This is a genomic window from Tepidicaulis sp., from assembly GCF_965222285.1.
Taxonomy (GTDB): domain Bacteria; phylum Pseudomonadota; class Alphaproteobacteria; order Parvibaculales; family Parvibaculaceae; genus Tepidicaulis.
This window is the reverse complement of record NZ_OZ244942.1, coordinates 2,388,464-2,406,577: the sequence shown is the minus strand read 5'-3', so window position 1 is coordinate 2,406,577 and position 18,114 is coordinate 2,388,464. Positions and strand designations below refer to the sequence as shown.

The following is an 18,114-nucleotide window of genomic DNA, read 5'->3' as shown; positions in this document are numbered from 1 at the left end:
CTGGCCCTTTTTTTGCTGATTAGGCTTTAGTGGTTCCCGGCCAAGCCAGCAAAGAATGTTTGTGTATGTCTTCCGCTTCTGAGCGATTGCGTGTGTTGCTTGTCGATCCCGACGATGCGCGGGCGCTGATAGTCGAGCAGGGCCTGGCGCAATCGGGTGCCTGCGAGCTTATGCGCGTCAAATCCGGCATCGGGCTTTATGGCGCGGTGGAGCGATTCGACCCGGATGTCGTGATCGTCGATTGCGACAGCCCAGACCGCGACATTCTGGAAAGCATGGGCGAGGTCTCGGGCGAGCGGGCGCGGCCCGTCGTCATGTTTGTCGAAAAGGATGAGCCGGACGGCGCGCGCAAGGCGGTGCAGGCGGGGGTCAGCGCTTATATTGTCGATGGCCTTGCATCTTCCCGTGTGCGCCCCGTCGTCGAGGTCGCCATCGCCCGTTTTCAAATGTATCAGGGCCTGCAAAACGAACTCGCTAAAGCCAAATCCGATCTTGCCGCGCGCAAGGTTGTCGAGAAAGCCAAAGGCGTTTTGATGCAGCAGCGCGGTCTTTCAGAAGAAGAGGCCTATCAGCTTTTGCGCAAGACGGCGATGAACGAAGGAAAACCGATTTTTCAGATTGCGGACAATCTTTTGGCAGTCGCCAAATTGCTCAAAGGTTGAGCGATTGCTGTGAAAAACGCGGGCAGCGTGATCAAGCATTATGCAGGATATGAGAAAAATTATCTTTAATATCAATTACTTGTTGCGCTGCAGCAAAAATAGTTTTTAGAGTTTTCATGCCGGGCCGATGAAGGCTCAGCATCAAAGGCCGGATTGCCAAGGGCGGCAGAGCGCGGCTGACTGCGAGAATTGAAACACGGGCAAAGGCGTCCGCATGGCGATGAAAATCGCCGGCGGGCGCCTTTTCTTTTGCCGATGGGGTGAGCAGATGACGACATCGAAGATGACACGGCAAATGGTGGCGGGGACATTGGCGGTGCTTTGCGCGCTGCCGGTAGCAGGAGCGCATGCCGATGATTTGGGCGCGGCGCTGGCTGAAACGAAACCGCTGATCGACCTCCGCGCGCGGGCGGAATTCGTCGATCAGGACGGTTTTGCCAATGATGCGCGCGCTTACACGCTGCGCGAGCGCGTCGGCTTTGAGACGGGCAGCTTTTACGGTTTCTCGCTTCTGGCGGAAATCGAATCCGTGCAGGCGCTGGGTCCGGAAGATTTCAACAGCACGGCGAACGGGCGCACCGCCTATCCCGTCGTTGCGGACCCGGAGGCAAGTGAGCTCAACCGGCTGCAGCTTACTTATGAAGGCATTCCGGGTACGAAGATCGTTGCCGGGCGCCAGCGAATCATCCTCGATGATGCGCGCTTTGTCGGCAATGTGGGCTGGCGGCAGAATGAGCAGACCTTCGACGCGGCGCTGATCAGCAACAGCACGCTTCCCGGTGTCACAGCGACCTATGCCTATATCGAGGAAGTGCACCGGATTTTTTCCGACAAGAGCCCGATCGGCAATTTCGACAGCGACAGCCATCTCATCAATCTGGGCTATAGCGGGATCGAAGGCCTGACGCTTACGGGCTTTGCCTATCTCTTGGATTTCGATAATGCGGCCGGCGCCTCAAGCGAAACCTACGGCGCACGGGCGGCGTACAAGACAGCGCTCAATGAAGACTGGTCGCTGAAGGGGGCTGCTTCCTATGCCCGCCAAAGCGAATATGGAAGTAATCCCGCATCTTTCTCCCTCGATTATTATTCGGTGGATGCGGGGGCAAGCTACGGGCCGCTTTCCTTCGGTGCGGGCTATGAGGTGCTGGAAGGGGACGGGACGACAGGTTTCTCCACCCCGCTTGCCACGCTGCATAAGTTCCAGGGCTGGGCGGATGCGTTCCTGACGACGCCGGTGGATGGGATCGAAGATCTTTCCGCCTCGCTGACTTATGCGCTGCCGGCTTTCGGGCCGTTCACGAAAATCACCTCCGGCATCGTCTTTCACGATTTCGAGGCGGAGCGCACGGGCGCCTCGCTCGGCGATGAGGTGGATGCGGTGCTTTCCGCAGCGCTCGATAACGGCATCAAGCTTACCGCGAAATACGCCTCCTTCGATGGGGGCAGCGCCGGGCCGGCGGACCGGGAAAAACTCTGGTTCCAAGTCGCTTACACCTACTGAGAAACGATTTACCTCCCGCTTTCATCAAGGAGACAAGAGATGTCCGATCATGACGACAAAACTCCCCCGGCAGTAAAGCGCAGCGCCTCGCTCGAGACGCCTTATCACCGGCGCTCCGTTCTGAATGCAGGCGCGAAACTTTTCGGCACTGCCGCGCTCTTGAAAGCCGCAAGCCTGGTAGTTCCGGGCGGCGCCTATGCCGCAGGCAGCAGCAATCTGGAAAAGCCGGATGTAAAGCTCGGCATCATTCCGCTGACCGACTGCGCCGTCATCGTTATCGCCAAGGAAAAGGGCTTCTTTCAGAAGCACGGCGTCAACGCCACGATTTCGAAAGAAGCCTCCTGGGCGAATATCCGCGACAAGGTGTCGGTGGGCGAACTTGACGGGGCGCATATGCTGGCCGGCATGCCGATTGCCGCGAGCCTCGGCGTCGGCGCGCTGCAAAAGCCGACAGTTACCGCTTACTCCATGGACCTCAACGGCAATGGCATCACCGTTTCCAACGAGCTTTATGAACGCATGGTGGAAGCGGACCCGGAAGCCATGGCCGAGCGGCCGGTTTCGGCCCGTGCGCTAAAAAAAGTGATCGACGCCAATAAGGCTAAAGGCGGCGATCCCATGACCTTCGCCATGGTGTTCCCCGTTTCCACCCATAATTATGAGCTACGTTACTGGATGGCCGATGCCGGCATCGATCCGGACAATGACGTGCGCCTCATCGTTATTCCGCCGCCCCAGATGGTCGCAAACCTGCGCGCCAACAATATCGTGGGCTACTGCGTGGGTGAGCCCTGGAACGAGCGGGCGGTGAAGGCGGGTCTCGGGCGCACGCTCATCACCAATTACGAAATCTGGAACAACAATCCGGAAAAGGTGTTTGGCGTCAATCTCGACTGGGCGGAAAACTATCCGGAGACCCACAAGGCGATCATCCGCGCCATGGTGGAAGCGGCGCAGTGGATGGACAAGCCGGAAAACCGGCTGGAAGTTGTGGAGATTATTTCCCGCAAATCCTACGTCAACGCGCCGGTCGATGTGGTGAAAATGTCCATGACGGGCACGTTCCAATATGTGAAAGGCGAAGAGCCGCGCCCGCTGCCGGACTTCAACGTCTTCTACCGCTATGCCGCGACCTATCCCTGGCGCAGCCACGCCATGTGGTTCATTTCGCAAATGTACCGCTGGGGGCAGATCGAAACACCCATGGATATCCGTCAGGTCGCCAATCAGGTCTACCGGCCGGATATCTACCGCGAAGCTGTCGCGGGCATGGGCGTGCCGGTGCCGAATTCGGACATGAAGATCGAAGGCACGCATGACGCGCCTTGGGTGCTGGAAGATGCGAGCGCGCCCATCGACATGGGCCCGGACCGCTTCTTCAACGGCCAGACATTCGATCCTTCCAAGATCGCCGAATATGTCGGCAGCTTCGACATTTCCAATCTTAAGGTTCCGCTGGAAAAGCTTGCGGAACTCAACGCTTAAGGAGCCGTCATGACGGATGCCGCTTTGCGCCTGGTTTCAGATGCGCCGACTGCCGAAGACGACCTTAAGGCCGGTTCCGCAGAACCGGCTGGCGGGCAGGCCCCGCCGCCGGAGCTCGGCGAGGTGCCCAAGGGCTGGCCGGATTCAGGTCCGGCCTGGCTTCGGGATTTTCTGGCTATGGCTGTTCCCGCTATCGTCCTGCCTGCCGTGACCTTTCTTCTGGTTCTGGTGGCATGGAGCATGGTGCAAGCCTCGCTTGTGCCTGAGCTTCCCACGGTGCAGGAAACCTGGGCCAAGGCGGTGGAGGTTTTCTCCGATCCTTTTTATGTCTACGGACCCAACGATATGGGCGTTGCCTGGCAGGTGATGTATTCGCTGGCGCGGGTGCTCTCCGGCTTTGCGCTTGCCGTTCTTGTCGGGCTACCCGTCGGGTTTCTGATCGGCACGAGCCGGGTATTCGAAACCGCCTGGATGCCGCTCATTCAGATATTGCGGCCGGTCAGCCCGCTCGCCTGGCTGCCTATCGGGCTATTGCTTTTCAAGTCGGTCGATCCTTCCGCCGTCTTCGTGATCTTCATCACCAGTATTTGGCCGATCATTCTCAATACGGCGGTGGGCGTGCGCGCCGTTCCGGCCGATTACACGAATGTCGCGCGGGTGCTGAATTTCAATCGCTCGGAAATGGTCCGCAAAATCTATATCCCCGCCACCATGCCTTACATTCTGACCGGCATGCAGCTTTCGCTCGGCACTGCCTGGATGGTGATCGTGGCGGCGGAAATGCTGACCGGCGGCATCGGCATCGGCTTTTACATCTGGGACGAATGGAACAACCTTTCGGTGCCTTCCATCATCGTGGCGATCGGCATTATCGGCGTCGTGGGCATTGCCCTTGAAGCGCTGATGAAGCTGGTGCAGCGCCGTTTCGACTATGGCAACGCATAGGAGCAGCCCATGGATACTCAAGAGCATCTACGCATTTCCAAAGTCGGCAAAATCTTCAAAACCTCGTCGGGGCAGTATGAAGCCTTGCGCGATGTCGACCTGTCGATCGAGAAAGGCGAATTCGTTTCCATCATCGGTCATTCGGGTTGCGGCAAGTCCACCTTGCTCAATCTCGTGGCCGGGCTCGAACCCATCTCTTACGGCGCGATCAGCCTTGATGGGCAGATCATCAAGGGGCCGGGACCCGACAGGGCGGTGGTTTTTCAGAACCATTCCCTGCTTCCCTGGCTGACGGTCTACGAGAACGTGCGCCTGGCGGTGGACAAAGTCTTTGCGGGCAAGCGCACGGATGGGCAGCGCCATGACTGGGTGATGGCCAATCTCGAACTCGTGAACATGGAGCATGCCGCCCATAAGCGCCCGGCGGAAATTTCCGGCGGGATGAAGCAGCGCGTCGGCATTGCAAGGGCGCTTTCCATGGAACCCAAGGTGCTTTTGATGGACGAGCCTTTCGGTGCCCTCGATGCGCTCACGCGCGGGCATCTTCAGGACAGCGTGATGGAAATTCATGCCCGGCTCGGCAACACGGTGATCATGATCACCCATGACGTGGATGAAGCGGCGCTTCTTTCCGACCGCATCATCATGATGTCGAACGGGCCGGCGGCGGGCATCGGCCAAATTTCGACGGTCAATGTGCCCCGGCCGCGCCACCGGGTGGAGCTGGTGGAAGATCCCGATTATCTCAGCGCCCGGGCCGCCGTTCTTCGCTTCCTGCATGAGCATCGTTCGGAGGTGGCAGCATGAGCACGCAGAAACAAAAACTCGTTGTCGTTGGCGCGGGCATGGCGTCGGGGCGGATGCTGGAGCATCTTTTCGAGGCGGCGCCCGAGGCTTATGACGTGACGCTATACGGGGCGGAGCCGCGCGGCAATTACAACCGCATCATGCTTTCGCCCGTCCTTTCCGGCGAAAAGACGTTCGAGGAAATCGTCACCCATGATGAGGACTGGTACCGGACGCACGGTGTGACCTGCCGCTTTGGCGAGAGCGTGACGGGCATCGACCGGAAAGCCAAGCAGGTTCATACAGCCGCGGGCGAGACGCCATACGACAAGTTGGTGCTGGCAACGGGCTCGGCGCCCTTCATCATTCCCATTGCGGGTAAAGAGCTTGACGGCGTTCTCGTCTTTCGCGACCTCGATGATGTGGACGCCATGTCGAAAGCGGCGGAAAAGCCGGGCGCGCGGGCCGTTGTTGTCGGCGGCGGGCTGCTCGGCCTTGAAGCGGCGGCGGGCCTTCAGGCACGGGGTATGGAAGTGACCGTGCTGCATCTGATGGAGCATCTTCTTGATAGGCAGCTCGATGCCTCGGCTGGGCATCTTCTGCAGCGCGAGCTTGAGCGGCGCGGCATTAAGGTGCATTGCAAGGCGCAGTCGAAGGCGATCCTTGGTGAGGAGCATGTGGAAGCCGTGCTTCTGGAAGACGGCACGGTCTATCCCGCCGATATCGTGGTCATGGCGGCGGGTATTCGGCCCGAGGCACGTCTTGCCGTCGATGCGGGGCTCCATGTGGAACGCGGCGTTGTCGTGAATGATGCGATGGTCACTTCCGATCCCGACATTCTGGCGCTCGGCGAATGCGCCGAGCATAACGAGGTCTGCTACGGCCTCGTGGCGCCGCTTTACGATATGGCGCGGGTGGCGGCGAAAACGCTGACGGGCGAGGAAGCGGCGTTCAAGCCGGTCGAAACTTCCACGAAGCTTAAAGTAACGGGCGTCGATGTCTTCTCCGCCGGGGATTTTTCCACCGGGGACGGCACCGAGGATATCGTTTACCGGGATGCGGCGCGCGGCATCTATAAGCGCCTTGTTCTGAAGGACGACAAGGTGGCCGGCGCCGTGCTCTACGGGGATACGGCGGACGGGGCCTGGTATTTCCAGCTTCTGAAAGAGCGCGAGGTGGTGCGCGATATTCGCGACCGTATGATTTTCGGTCAGGCGCTGGCCGGTGCCGACACGGACCCTTTTAGCGCCGTTGCAGCTTTGCCCGACACGGCGGAAATCTGTGGCTGTAACGGCGTGTGCAAAGGGGCGATCACCTCGGCCATTGCCGAACATGGGCTCACGGATATTGACGGGGTGAAGCAATATACCAAAGCCTCGGCAAGCTGCGGCTCGTGCTCGGGTCTGGTCGAACAGCTTCTGGCCATGTCGCTCGGTGATGAGTATTCCGGCGCGCCCGCCGTCAAACCGATGTGCGGCTGCACCCATCACGGCCATGACGAGGTGCGGAGGCTCATTCTGGCCCATGGCCTGAAAACCATTCCGGAGGTGATGCAGGCGCTGGAATGGGAAACGCCTGATGGCTGTTCCTCCTGCCGCCCGGCGCTCAATTACTATCTCCTTTGCGCCTGGCCCGGGGAATATGTGGACGATGCGCAGAGCCGCTTCGTCAATGAACGCCACCACGCCAATATTCAGAAGGACGGCACTTTCTCCGTCGTGCCGCGCATGTGGGGCGGGCTCACCAATCCCAACGAGCTGCGGGCGATTGCCGATGTGGCGGATAAATATGAGATCCCGACCGTGAAGGTGACGGGCGGGCAGCGCATCGATCTGCTCGGTGCGCGCAAAGAACATCTGCCCGATATCTGGAACGATCTCAACAGCGCGGGCCTCGTCTCCGGCCATGCCTACGGTAAGGCGCTGCGCACGGTGAAAACCTGCGTGGGGTCCGAATGGTGCCGCTTCGGCACGCAGGATTCGACCGGCATGGGCGTGACGCTTGAAAAGCTCACCTGGGGTTCCTGGATGCCGCACAAGTTCAAGATGGCGGTTTCCGGCTGTCCGCGCAATTGCGCCGAAGCGACGATCAAGGATTTCGGCATTGTTGCGGTCGATTCCGGCTGGGAGCTGCATGTGGGCGGCAATGGCGGCATCAAGGTGCGCGTCACCGATTTCCTCTGCAAAGTCGAAAGCGAGGAAGAGGTGATCGAATATTGCACCGCCTTCATTCAGCTCTACCGCGAAGAGGCCCGCTATCTGGAGCGCACCGCGCCCTGGATTGAGCGGGTGGGCCTCGATCATGTGAAAGAAAAGATCGCGGACGATGCGGAAGGCCGCGCCGCTTTGAGCGAGCGGTTCTTCCTCTCCCAGAAATATGCGCAGCGCGACCCCTGGGCCGAACAGGCCGGGGACCCCGGCACGCGGCGCAACTATAGCCCCCTTCGTCAGAAAGTGATCGCATGAGCAAGAGCGTTTATATCGGCGAGCTTGAGGATATTCCGCGCCGCGGCGCGCGGAAGGTCGAGGCCCTGGGCTGCGACATTGCCATCTTCCGAACGGGCGAGGACGAGCTTTTCGCCCTTGAGGACAAGTGCCCGCATAAGCAGGGTCCGCTGTCGGATGGGATTGTGCAGGGCAGGGGCGTTGCCTGTCCCTTGCACAATTGGATTATCGATCTGGGAAGCGGGCTGGCGCGCGGGCCGGACGAGGGCTGCGTGAAACGCTTTGCCGTGGAGCTGCGCGGCAGCGCCGTCTATCTCGGGCCGCTGATCGGAAACGAGGCGGCGCCTGAGGCAAGCCTTGCGGTGGAGGCGGAGTAATGCGGCCGGCGCCCATCCGCACCACATGCGCCTATTGCGGGGTTGGCTGCGGTGTGCTTGCCAGCGCCCGGGACGGCCGCGTGCGGGTGAAGGGCGACCCGGTGCATCCGGCCAATTTCGGTAAATTATGCGGCAAGGGGCAGGCTCTGGGTGAGACGGTGAGCGCCAAGGACCGGCTCTCCTATCCTCTGATCAAAGGAGAACGGGTGAGCTGGGAGCGGGCGCTCGATCATATCGCCGACCGTTTCCTGCATATCCGTGAGGCGCATGGCCCGGATGCCATTGCCTTTTATCTGTCGGGCCAGCTTCTGACGGAAGATTATTATGCCGCGAACAAGCTGATGAAAGGGTTCATCGGTTCGGGCAATGTGGATACGAATTCCCGCCTATGCATGTCTTCAGCCGTTGCCGGCCACCGGCGCGCGTTTGGCGAGGATGTGGTGCCGGGCGTTTATGAGGATTTCGAGGAGACGGATCTTCTCGTTCTGGCCGGGGCGAATGCGGCCTGGTGCCATCCGGTACTCTTTCAGCGTTTCGAAGCGGCGCGGGAAAAACGTGGCTCCCGCCTTATCGTCATTGATCCGCGCAAAACGGCAACGGCGCAGGCCGCTGATCTTCACCTTCCCCTCAAGCCGGGCAGCGATGTAGCGCTTTTCAACGGGCTTTTCCGTTTCCTTTGCGAGGAAGGGGCGGCGGATGAAAGCTTCATCGCTCGCTCGACGGCGGATTTCGAAAAGCTTTTGCCGCTTCTCAATGCGTCCGAGACGGAGCTTGCCCATGTCGCGGCGCGCTGCGGGCTTGAAGAAAAGCTGGTGCGGCAGTTTTTTACCTCAGTGCTGGAAAACGAGCGCTGGGTGAGCGGTTTCTCGCAAGGTATCAATCAGTCGAGCCGCGGCACCGACAAGGTCAATGCCATCATCAATTGTCATTTGCTGACGGGCCGTATCGGCAAGCCCGGTATGGGTCCTTTTTCCATTACCGGCCAGCCCAACGCCATGGGCGGGCGGGAAGTGGGAGGGCTTGCCAATCAGCTTGCCGCGCATCTTTCCTTCGAGCCGGAAGCGGTGGAAAAAGTGGAGCGCTTCTGGAACGCGCCTTCCATGGCGGAAAAAGGCGGGCTGAAAGCCGTCGATTTGTTCGAGGCGGTGCATGAAGGCAAGGTCAAAGCCCTTTGGATCATGGCGACCAATCCTGCTGTCAGCCTGCCCGATGCTGGGCGGGTGCGCGCCGCCCTTGAAAAATGCGAGCTCGTTATCGTCTCTGACTGCATGACAAGTTCCGACACGCTGGCTTATGCCGATGTGGCGCTGCCTGCCGAAGGCTGGGGCGAGAAAGACGGCACGGTGACGAATTCGGAGCGGCGCATTTCCCGCCAGCGCCGTCTGCAAGCCGCGCCCGGCGCGGCAAAGCCCGACTGGTGGGCACTCATGCAAGTCGCCCGGCGCATGGGCTTCGGCGCAGCATTTTCTTATGAGGGCCCGGCGGATATTTTCCGCGAACATGCGGCCCTTTCCGGCTTCGAGAACAAGGGCGAGCGGTGTTTCGATATTTCCGCTTATGCGGATATTTCGGATGCCGGGTATGAGGCGATGACGCCCTTTCTCTGGCCTGCCCGGAAGGGGAATAAAGAAAAGGCGGCAACAGACGGGCGGCTTTTTACGGATGGAAAATTCGCACATGAAGATGGCCGCGCGCGGTTTCTTCCCCTTGAAGACATGCTGCCCATTCACGGTGCAAATGACGATTTCCCGCTTCTCCTCAATACGGGCCGCCTGCGCGATCAATGGCACAGCATGACGCGCACGGGCGCGGTATCCCGCCTCATGAGCCATGTGAAGGAGCCGGTGCTTTATTGCCATCCGGAGGACATGGCAGCTTTCGCTCTTTCCCCGAAAGGGCTTGCGGAAGCGGCAACGAGGTGGGGGCGGGGGCTTTTCCGTGTGGCAGCGGACGGCGGGCTGCGGCGCGGGGAGATTTTCATTCCCATTCACTGGACGCGGCACATGTCGGCGGCGGGCACGGTGGGCGCGCTTGTTAATCCCGTCACCGATCCTCATTCCGGCCAGCCTGAATTCAAGCACACGCCCGTGCGCGTGAGGCCGGTGTGTCCCGTGCGCGCCGGGTTCTATCTCAGCCGCACGGCCTTCACGCCGGAGGGGTTCGATTATTGGGCGCGGGTACCTGTCGCAGAGGGCGAGCTTTTTTATCTGGCAGCGCTTGAAGACGCCGCGCCGTTCGCGCGGCTGGAGGAAGAAGCGCGCGCCTGGAAAGGTGATGTGCTGGCGGTGGAAGACAAAGCGCGGGGCACATTCCGCCGGGTGCTCCTGGAAGAGGGCGTGCCGGTCGCCGCGTTCTTTTCAGGTCCCGCGGGCAGCGTGCCCGATCCTTCCTGGCTTTCCGAGCAGATTGGCAGGCGCGCGGAAGGGGCGGCGCGCCAGGCGCTCATCGCCGCCGCGCCCATGGACCCTTCGCAAGGCGGGGGCAAGGTTTGCTCCTGTTTCGGCGTTTCGGAAAAAGCCATCCTTGCGGCCATTGCCGCAAAGAATTTGACGAGCGTGCGGGCGGTCGGTGAGGCAACGCAGGCCGGCACCAATTGCGGCTCCTGCCGCCCCGAAATTGCGGCCCTGCTCGAGCGGGCCTTTATGAAAGAAGCGGCGGAGTGAAAGGATGAGAAAGATGGGACATGTTCATTTCGTCGGCGCGGGGCCGGGTAATCCCGAACTTTTGACGTTGCGTGCCGCCCGGCTTCTTAATGAGGCCGATGCGGTGCTTTATGATGCGCTTGTCGGGCCTGAAATATTGAAAATGATCCGGCCCGGCGCGCGCCGCATCTCGGCCGGCAAGCGGGCCCGGTGCCATTCCATGGGGCAAAGTGAAATCAACCGCCGCCTCGTCGCGGAGGCGCGGCGCGGCGGACGCGTCATCCGTCTTAAAGGCGGCGATCCGGCGATCTTCGGGCGGCTCGAAGAAGAAGTAGAGGCGCTCAGCGCGCATGGCATCGGCTATGACATATGCCCCGGCATTACGGCGGCTTCTGCTGCGGCGGCGTCCGCCGGTGTGCCGCTGACGCTGCGCGGGAAAGTGCGCGGCGTGCGTTTTCTCACCACGGCCTCTTGCCCTGAAGAGCCGCACGATCCGGCTTGGGGCAGGCTTGCCGGGGGTGAGGAAACACTCGCTTTCTATATGGCCCGCAGCGCGCTTGTGCGGATTGCGCGCCGGCTTGCGGCGGCGGGCATGCGCTCTTCCATGCCGGTGCTGATCGTGGAAGCCGTCTCGATGCCGCAAGAACGCATTCGGGCGGCGACTTTGGCGGAGGTGGGGGCAGGCGCACTGACCGCCGATCCCGCCCAGCCCGTCTTGCTGATGATCGGCCACGCGCTGGGTGCGCATGCGCAAAAGCGCCTTACCCGCGCGCCCGCGCTTTCTGATTGCGCCTAAGCGGGTCTTTCCTCTCTTAGGTCGAGCTCGACATGGACGATGGCGGGATCATCCGTGTCGAAGCTTTGAGCAAAGCCCAGATCACCGCACATGCGCAGCATGACAGTGTTGGCGCGGAGCACATCGCCGTAAACTTTTTTAAGGCCGGTCTTGCGCGCATAATCGATGATCAGCGTCATAAGCGCCCAGCCGAGCCCTTTGCCCTTGATCGTCGAGCGCACGAGAATGGCATATTCGGCAATCTCGCCATTGGCATCGGCATGAAGGCGCACGACGCCGAGCAACGCGCCCGTTTCCGGATCGAGCGCCACGAAGGCCATAGCGCGGTTGTAGTCGATCTGCGTGAAGCGGGCGATCAGCTTGTGGGATAGCTCGGGCTTCGGAGAGAAGAACCGCAGCCGCGCATCGTCCGGTGTCACATGGTCGAAGAACTCCTGATAAAGCACTTCATCTTCCGGGCGCACGGGTCGGGCGATGATTTTGCTGCCATCCAGAAGTTCCAGCTCCCCTTCCCATTCAGAAGGGTAAGGATGCACGGCAAAGCGCGGATTGCCGCCATGCCGGTCGCGTCTTTTTTCCTCGGCAACGCGCATGCGTGCATCAAGCGCGATAATGCCGTCTTCATCGGCAAGCAGCGGGTTGATATCAAGCTCGCGGATCTCGGGAATGTCGGCGGCAAGCTGAGAGATCTTCACGAGCGTCAGCGCCACGGCGCCGATATCTGCGGCGGCTTGCGCGCGGTAGGATTTTAAAAGCTTGGCCACCCGCGTCTGCTCGATGAGGTCGCGGGCGAGGGTGAGATCGAGTGGCGGCAGCGCCAGCGCCTTGTCGCTGATCACCTCAACCGCCGTGCCGCCCTGGCCGAAAAGTACCACGGGGCCGAACAGTTTATCGTCGGCAAGGCCGAGAATGAGCTCGCGCGCGGCGGGCCGGTCGATCAAGGGTTCGAGGCTGACCCCTTCGATGCGTTTATCAGGATAGGCCGCGCTTATGTCTTCCATCATCTGGCGGGCGCATTCTTCGGCGGCTGTCGCGCTGGTGATGTTCAGCTTTACGCCGCCGACATCGGATTTGTGCTGAATGTCGGGAGAGACGATTTTGAGGGCGCAGGCTTCATGATCCTGCAGAAGATCGCGGGCGGCTTTGCCTGCGTCTTCCGGCGTTGCGGCAAAGCGGGGCGCGACATAGGGAATGTCATAGGCTGCGAATATCTCGCTAATGTCGCCGCTATCCAGCCATTTCTTTCCCTCTTCGATGGCGCGCTGCACTCTCTTCTGCGCGCGGGCGCGGTCGGGTTTGAAGTCGCCGGGCAGGCTCGGTGGCATGCGGATGAGCGCTTCCTGGGCGGCGGCATAACGGGTCAGATAAACGAAGCCGCGCACGGCATCACCCGGTGTTGAAAAATTCGGAATATGCAGGGGCTCGAAAATACCGCGCGCTTTTTCTTCTGCCGCCCCGCCGAGCCAGCACGTGAAAACCGGCTTGGCGCGGGGATGGGCCTTGCGGTAAGCGCCGATGGCATCCGCCACGGCTTTTGCGGTCTTTTCGCTGGAGGCAAGGGCGGTCGGGCAGTTCATCACCAGCACGGCATCGGTGTTCTTGTCGCCCAAAAGGTGATCCAGCGAGGCGCTATATCGGTGTTCATCCGCATCGCCGATAATATCGACCGGGTTCGCGCGGGACCAGGTGGCGGGCAGTACGCCGTCCAGCGCCTTTAAGGTGTCCTCATCGAGCTTTGCCAGCTTGCCGCCGAGATCGGCCAGCGTGTCGACCGCAAGAACGCCGGTGCCGCCGCCATTGGTGAGCACGGAGAGCCGGTCGCCGCGGAAGGGCTGTACATGGCCGAGTGTTTCGGTGGCCGAGAAAAGCTCATCGAGATCGAAAACACGCAAAAGGCCCGCGCGGCGAAAGGCGGCATCGTAAACCGCATCGGAGCCGGCAAGCGCGCCTGTGTGAGAGGCCGCCGCTTTTGCCGCTTCTTCATGGCGGCCCGATTTGATGACGATGACGGGTTTGGCGCGCGCGGCGGAGCGGGCGGCGGACATGAATTTTTGCGGATGGGTGACGGATTCCACATAAAGCAGAATGGCGCGGGTGCGCGTATCGGCGGCAAACCAGTCGAGAAGATCGCCGAAGTCCACATCCGACATATCGCCGAGTGAGACCATGGAGGAAAAGCCGACATTCCGGCTGTTGGCCCAGTCGGCCATGGTGGCGATGACGGCGCCGGACTGGGAGATGAGCGCGAGATCGCCGCTTGCAACGGGCGTGTCGGCAAAGCTCGCATTCAGGCCGATGGGCGGCACGATGAGGCCGAGCGTATTGGGCCCGATGATGCGCATGAGATGCGGGCGGGCGGCTTCCAGCATCTGCCGTTTGAGCGTGCCTTCTTCATTGGCGCCGAGCCCGGCGGTGATGACCACGGCGGCGCGGGTGCCGGCTTCGCCCAGCTCGCCGATGAGACCCGGTACGGTTGGCGCAGGTGTGGCGATGATCGCAAGGTCCGGCGTGCCGGGCAGGGCGGCGATGTCCTTGAAACAGGTCAGGCCCGATATTTCCCGATACCCCGGATTGACCGGCCAGATTTCCCCTTTAAAGCCTGCCTCGCGCAGCTTGGTCAGCACGATATGGCCGAGGGCGCCTTTTCTGCCGCTGGCGCCGATCAGCGCGATGGAACGGGGCAGGAAAATCTTGTCCAGGTTGCGAATGCTCATGAAGACGCGCGCTCCTGTTTTCCGGGGCTCTCAGACGATCTTTAACTATATGATTTTACTATGCAATTCTTGACGTTTCCCCGACGTACTTACGGGGGTGCGAAAAACTGATATAATGTCAGAAATGATGGCGCCGGGAAAAATGGCCCATTGGCAGAGAGAATAAATTGGGGAGTTGGCAGGTTTCATGACAGTCGAACATTTTGACGTGCTCATTGTCGGTGCGGGTATTTCCGGCATCGGCGCAGGCTATCACCTTCAGGCCAACAGCCCGAACCGGACTTACGCCATTTTAGAGCGGCGCGAGAGTCTTGGCGGCACTTGGGACCTGTTCCGCTATCCCGGCATCCGCTCGGACTCGGACATGTATACGCTCGGCTATTCCTTCAAACCCTGGAAGGAAGCGAAAGCCATCGCCGATGGCCCTTCGATCCTGAACTATCTGAAAGAGACGGCGGAAGAAAACGGCATCGACAAGAAGATCCGTTACGGCCATCACGTTAAACGCGCCGCCTGGTCGAGCGATAAGGCATGCTGGACGGTGGAAACCGAGCTGACGGATACCGGCGAGACGCGCCGCTATACCTGCAATTTCCTTTTCATGTGCTCGGGCTATTACAATTACGACCAGGGCTACATGCCGCATTTCGACGGTGTGGAAGATTATCAGGGCCGCCTCGTTCATCCGCAAAAGTGGACGGATGACATTGATTATGACGGCAAGAAAGTCGTGGTGATCGGCAGCGGCGCGACGGCGGTAACGCTCGTGCCGGAAATGGCGAAGAAAGCCGCGCATGTGACGATGCTGCAGCGTTCGCCGACTTATGTCGTCTCGCGCCCGGCCGAAGACGCGCTTGCCAATTGGCTGCGCAGCAAGCTGCCGGCGAAAATTGCCTACCGGCTCATCCGCTGGAAGAACGTGCTGCTCGGCATGTATTTCTACAATATGTGCCGGCGCAAACCGGAAAAGGTGAAGAAGCTGATCCTGGACGGGGTGCGCGAGCAGCTCGGCCCCGATTTCGACATCGAGCATTTCACGCCGAGCTATAACCCTTGGGATCAGCGTCTGTGCCTGGTGCCAAATGGCGATCTCTTTGAAAGCTTGAAGGAAGGCGAGGCCTCGGTCGTGACCGATCATATCGACCGCTTCACGCCCAAGGGCATCAAGCTGAAATCGGGCAAGGAACTCGAAGCCGATCTCGTGGTTAGCGCGACGGGGCTCAATATGCAGCTGCTCAGCGGCCTTGAAGTCGAGGTGGACGGCAAGGTGATGGATCTCTCCAAAACCTTCAACTACAAGGGCATGATGTATAGCGATGTGCCGAACCTTGCCTCGTCCTTCGGCTATACGAACGCTTCCTGGACGCTGAAATGCGATCTGACCTGCGAGTATGTCTGCCGGCTTCTGAATCATATGGAAGAAACGGGGCTGCGCCAGGCAACGCCGCGCGCCACCGATCCCAATATGGAAGAAGAGCCCTGGCTCGATCTCAGCTCCGGCTATGTGCAGCGGGCCATCGACCAGTTCCCGCGCCAGGGCAGCAAGAAACCCTGGAAGCTTTATCAGAACTATGCGCTCGACCTCATGTCCTTGCGTTTCGGTAATGTGGAAGACGGGGTGATGGAATTCTCCAATCCCGAGGCGGGCGCCGCGCCGCAGCCTGCCAAGGTTGCCGTGGCGAGCTAAGTCCCTGAAATCATGAATTAAAAGGGCGTTCAGCTGCCTGCTGCGGCTGGACGCCTTTGCGTTATCATGGTAGCAAGAAGCTGAGGCTGAGCTTAAACATTGCGGCATTCACCCGGCATCTGCGCCGGACGGTTCCGGAGGCCTGATCCAGGCGTCAGAATGACAGCATTCTTTCAAAACAAGCGCCTCGTCAGCATCCTTTCTCTTCTTTTCCTGGCTGTGTTTCTTTCCGGCTGCGCTTCGGGCGGATTGCTTGACCGGCTCACAGGCGGGGGCGAAGAAGGCGAGCTTGGCGGCGCACCGGTTTTCTCCGATACGGGCGGCGTGCCCTACACCACGCAATTGCACGGGGTGGAGAAAGAGGGGCTGCGGGAAATCCTGCGCGGCTCTTCGCAGCTTATCGCGCTTGAAGAGCGCTTGCCGCGCTCGCTCGGCGCACTCCGGCGCCGGGCCGATGAAGATACCGAGCGCCTCAAAACCGCGCTGAAGTCCGAAGGTTATTATGACGGCGCGGTCGATATCACCGTGACGGGCAAAAGCGAGCCAGCCATGGTCGATATTGTGGTGGAGCCGGGCCCCGTTTACACGCTCGCCGATTTCGATATCGATTATGGGGGGGAAGTGCCGGATGAGCGGCCTGCGCTTTCCGACCTCGGCATTCGTTTGGAAAAGCCCGCCCGCGCGCCGGAAATTCTGGGCGCGGAAGCCTCGCTCCTCCGGTTTTTGGAGCGCCACGGCCACCCGCTTGCCAAAATTGAAGACCGTAGCGCCATCATCAACCGAGAGGAGAAAACCATGCGCGTGCGGCTGCGCGTGGCCGCAGGTGCGGAGGCGGCGTTCGGGGAAACCGGCATCGAAGGCGCGCCGGATGTGAAAGAAGATTACAAACGCGCCCTCGTCACCTGGGAAGAAGGCGCGATCTATGACGAGGAGGCGGTGGAAGCAACGCGCCGGTCTTTCGCTTCTACGGGGCTTTTCAGTTCCATCGGTATTGAAAAAGGCGATGCAGTGGGCGCGGACGGCAAATTGCCGATGAACGTGAAGCTTAGCGAAGCGCCGCCGCGCTCCATCGGCTTCGGGGCGAAATATTCCACCAGTGAAGGGGCGGGTGCCGATGCGTCCTGGGAGCACCGCAATCTTTTCGGGCGCAATGAAAGGCTGCGCGCCTCGCTAACGGTAAGTGAGCTCGAGCAATCGCTTGGCCTTCTCTTCAAGAAGCCGCGCTTTCTGGAGCCGGGTCAGGAGCTGACGGCGGAAGCCACGCTGAAAAACCGTAATACCGAAGCTTTCGATGAACAAGGGCTCACCGCCGGTATCGGTATCGAGCGGCCTTGGCGTGAGAACTGGCGCCTCAGCGCCGGGGTTGTCGGCGAATATACTTATCTGAAGGATGAATTTTCCGGCACGACCTTCCAGCTTTTCGGCCTGCCGCTGACCGCTGCGCGCGACACGAGCGACAATGCACTGAACCCCACGGAAGGCACGCGCCTTACCTTGAATGTCACGCCTTATGCGGGGACGGGAAGCGGCGCGCTGGCCTTCACGAAACTCTCCGCCACGGGCTCTGCTTATCATGCGCTCGATGAGGAGAAGCGCTACGTGCTGGCAGGGCAGGTGCGCGCCGGGGCGATTTTGGGCGAGGAGACGGATCAAATCCCCGCCAATAAACGTTTCTATTCCGGCGGGGGCGGCTCCGTGCGCGGCTTTGAATATCAAAGCGCCGGGCCGCTCGATGCGCAGAACGATCCGCTTGGCGGGCGCTCGCTCTTCGAGGTGAAAAGCGAATTGCGCATCAAGGCGACGGAAAGCATCGGTGTTGTGCCTTTTGTCGATGGCGGGTCGGCATTCGATTCCGCTTATCCCGACTTTCAGGAAAAGCTGCGCTGGGCGGCGGGGTTAGGGCTTCGCTATTTCACCGATTTTGGGCCGATCCGTCTCGATGTCGCCGTGCCGCTCAACAAACGCGATTTCGATGATGATTTTCAATTCTATATCAGCATAGGGCAGGCGTTTTAGAATGGATTGGCGCGCCGACATAGCACGCAAGGCAGCGCGCTGGACGGGTGTTGGCT

Annotated in this window: 12 protein-coding genes; 11 read left to right on the top strand and 1 reads right to left on the bottom strand. The window is 60.5% G+C overall.

Going from position 1 to position 18,114, the window contains the following annotated elements:
- Positions 1-65 precede the first annotated feature (65 nt).
- The 9 genes from ACOQOT_RS11505 (at position 66) to cobA (ending at position 11,641) form a co-directional block, all read left to right on the top strand.
- Positions 66-662, top strand: a complete 597-nt coding sequence (locus ACOQOT_RS11505; RefSeq protein WP_420559408.1) for an ANTAR domain-containing response regulator — start codon at positions 66-68, stop codon at positions 660-662.
- Between the two features lie 268 nt (positions 663-930).
- Positions 931-2,166, top strand: a complete 1,236-nt coding sequence (locus tag ACOQOT_RS11500) for a hypothetical protein (RefSeq protein WP_420559407.1) — start codon at positions 931-933, stop codon at positions 2,164-2,166.
- A 39-nt stretch (positions 2,167-2,205) separates the two neighbouring features.
- Entirely contained in the window at positions 2,206-3,651 is a 1,446-nt protein-coding gene (locus ACOQOT_RS11495; RefSeq protein ID WP_420559406.1) for a CmpA/NrtA family ABC transporter substrate-binding protein, read from the top strand.
- A 9-nt stretch (positions 3,652-3,660) separates the two neighbouring features.
- Complete coding sequence (ntrB, locus tag ACOQOT_RS11490; RefSeq protein WP_420559405.1) at positions 3,661-4,596, top strand: nitrate ABC transporter permease; 936 nt, start codon at positions 3,661-3,663, stop codon at positions 4,594-4,596.
- Between the two features lie 9 nt (positions 4,597-4,605).
- Positions 4,606-5,403 carry an ABC transporter ATP-binding protein gene (locus ACOQOT_RS11485; RefSeq protein ID WP_420559404.1) on the top strand — a complete coding sequence of 266 codons (798 nt, stop codon included), beginning with the start codon at positions 4,606-4,608 and terminating at the stop codon, positions 5,401-5,403.
- Positions 5,400-7,847, top strand: a complete 2,448-nt coding sequence (gene nirB / locus ACOQOT_RS11480; RefSeq protein ID WP_420559403.1) for a nitrite reductase large subunit NirB — start codon at positions 5,400-5,402, stop codon at positions 7,845-7,847. The genes ACOQOT_RS11485 and nirB overlap by 4 nt, the downstream gene beginning before the upstream one ends.
- On the top strand, positions 7,844-8,203 hold the full coding sequence (nirD, locus tag ACOQOT_RS11475; protein ID WP_420559402.1) for a nitrite reductase small subunit NirD: 360 nt from the start codon (positions 7,844-7,846) through the stop codon (positions 8,201-8,203). The genes nirB and nirD overlap by 4 nt, the downstream gene beginning before the upstream one ends.
- The gene (locus ACOQOT_RS11470; RefSeq protein ID WP_420559401.1) at positions 8,203-10,866 is read left to right on the top strand and encodes a molybdopterin-dependent oxidoreductase; all 2,664 of its coding nucleotides are present in this window, start codon (positions 8,203-8,205) and stop codon (positions 10,864-10,866) included. The genes nirD and ACOQOT_RS11470 overlap by 1 nt, the downstream gene beginning before the upstream one ends.
- 13 nt (positions 10,867-10,879) lie before the next feature.
- Positions 10,880-11,641, top strand: a complete 762-nt coding sequence (gene cobA, locus ACOQOT_RS11465) for a uroporphyrinogen-III C-methyltransferase (RefSeq protein ID WP_420559400.1) — start codon at positions 10,880-10,882, stop codon at positions 11,639-11,641.
- Here the strand turns inward: cobA and ACOQOT_RS11460 are convergent.
- Positions 11,638-14,355, bottom strand: coding sequence for a bifunctional acetate--CoA ligase family protein/GNAT family N-acetyltransferase (locus ACOQOT_RS11460; RefSeq protein WP_420559399.1), 2,718 nt, complete (start codon positions 14,353-14,355; stop codon positions 11,638-11,640). The two genes, cobA and ACOQOT_RS11460, sit on opposite strands and share 4 nt — an antisense overlap.
- Before the next feature lie 187 nt (positions 14,356-14,542).
- On the opposite strand from ACOQOT_RS11460, the gene ACOQOT_RS11455 reads away from it, so the two are divergent.
- Positions 14,543-16,042, top strand: a complete 1,500-nt coding sequence (locus ACOQOT_RS11455) for a flavin-containing monooxygenase (protein ID WP_420559398.1) — start codon at positions 14,543-14,545, stop codon at positions 16,040-16,042.
- Between the two features lie 159 nt (positions 16,043-16,201).
- Positions 16,202-18,058 (top strand): autotransporter assembly complex protein TamA, encoded by a 1,857-nt coding sequence (locus ACOQOT_RS11450; protein WP_420559397.1) that lies wholly within the window; start codon positions 16,202-16,204, stop codon positions 18,056-18,058.
- The last annotated feature ends 56 nt before the right edge of the window (positions 18,059-18,114 follow it).

Excerpts from the sequence above, each read along its gene's own strand:
- ACOQOT_RS11505 (WP_420559408.1), top strand. The coding sequence starts at position 66 with ATGTCTTCCGCTTCTGAGCGATTGCGTGTGTTGCTTGTCGATCCCGAC.
- ACOQOT_RS11500 (WP_420559407.1), top strand. The coding sequence starts at position 931 with ATGACGACATCGAAGATGACACGGCAAATGGTGGCGGGGACATTGGCG.
- ACOQOT_RS11495 (WP_420559406.1), top strand. The coding sequence starts at position 2,206 with ATGTCCGATCATGACGACAAAACTCCCCCGGCAGTAAAGCGCAGCGCC.
- ntrB (WP_420559405.1), top strand. The coding sequence starts at position 3,661 with ATGACGGATGCCGCTTTGCGCCTGGTTTCAGATGCGCCGACTGCCGAA.
- ACOQOT_RS11485 (WP_420559404.1), top strand. The coding sequence starts at position 4,606 with ATGGATACTCAAGAGCATCTACGCATTTCCAAAGTCGGCAAAATCTTC.
- nirB (WP_420559403.1), top strand. The coding sequence starts at position 5,400 with ATGAGCACGCAGAAACAAAAACTCGTTGTCGTTGGCGCGGGCATGGCG.
- nirD (WP_420559402.1), top strand. The coding sequence starts at position 7,844 with ATGAGCAAGAGCGTTTATATCGGCGAGCTTGAGGATATTCCGCGCCGC.
- ACOQOT_RS11470 (WP_420559401.1), top strand. The coding sequence starts at position 8,203 with ATGCGGCCGGCGCCCATCCGCACCACATGCGCCTATTGCGGGGTTGGC.
- cobA (WP_420559400.1), top strand. The coding sequence starts at position 10,880 with ATGGGACATGTTCATTTCGTCGGCGCGGGGCCGGGTAATCCCGAACTT.
- ACOQOT_RS11460 (WP_420559399.1), bottom strand. The coding sequence starts at position 14,355 with ATGAGCATTCGCAACCTGGACAAGATTTTCCTGCCCCGTTCCATCGCG.
- ACOQOT_RS11455 (WP_420559398.1), top strand. The coding sequence starts at position 14,543 with ATGACAGTCGAACATTTTGACGTGCTCATTGTCGGTGCGGGTATTTCC.
- ACOQOT_RS11450 (WP_420559397.1), top strand. The coding sequence starts at position 16,202 with ATGACAGCATTCTTTCAAAACAAGCGCCTCGTCAGCATCCTTTCTCTT.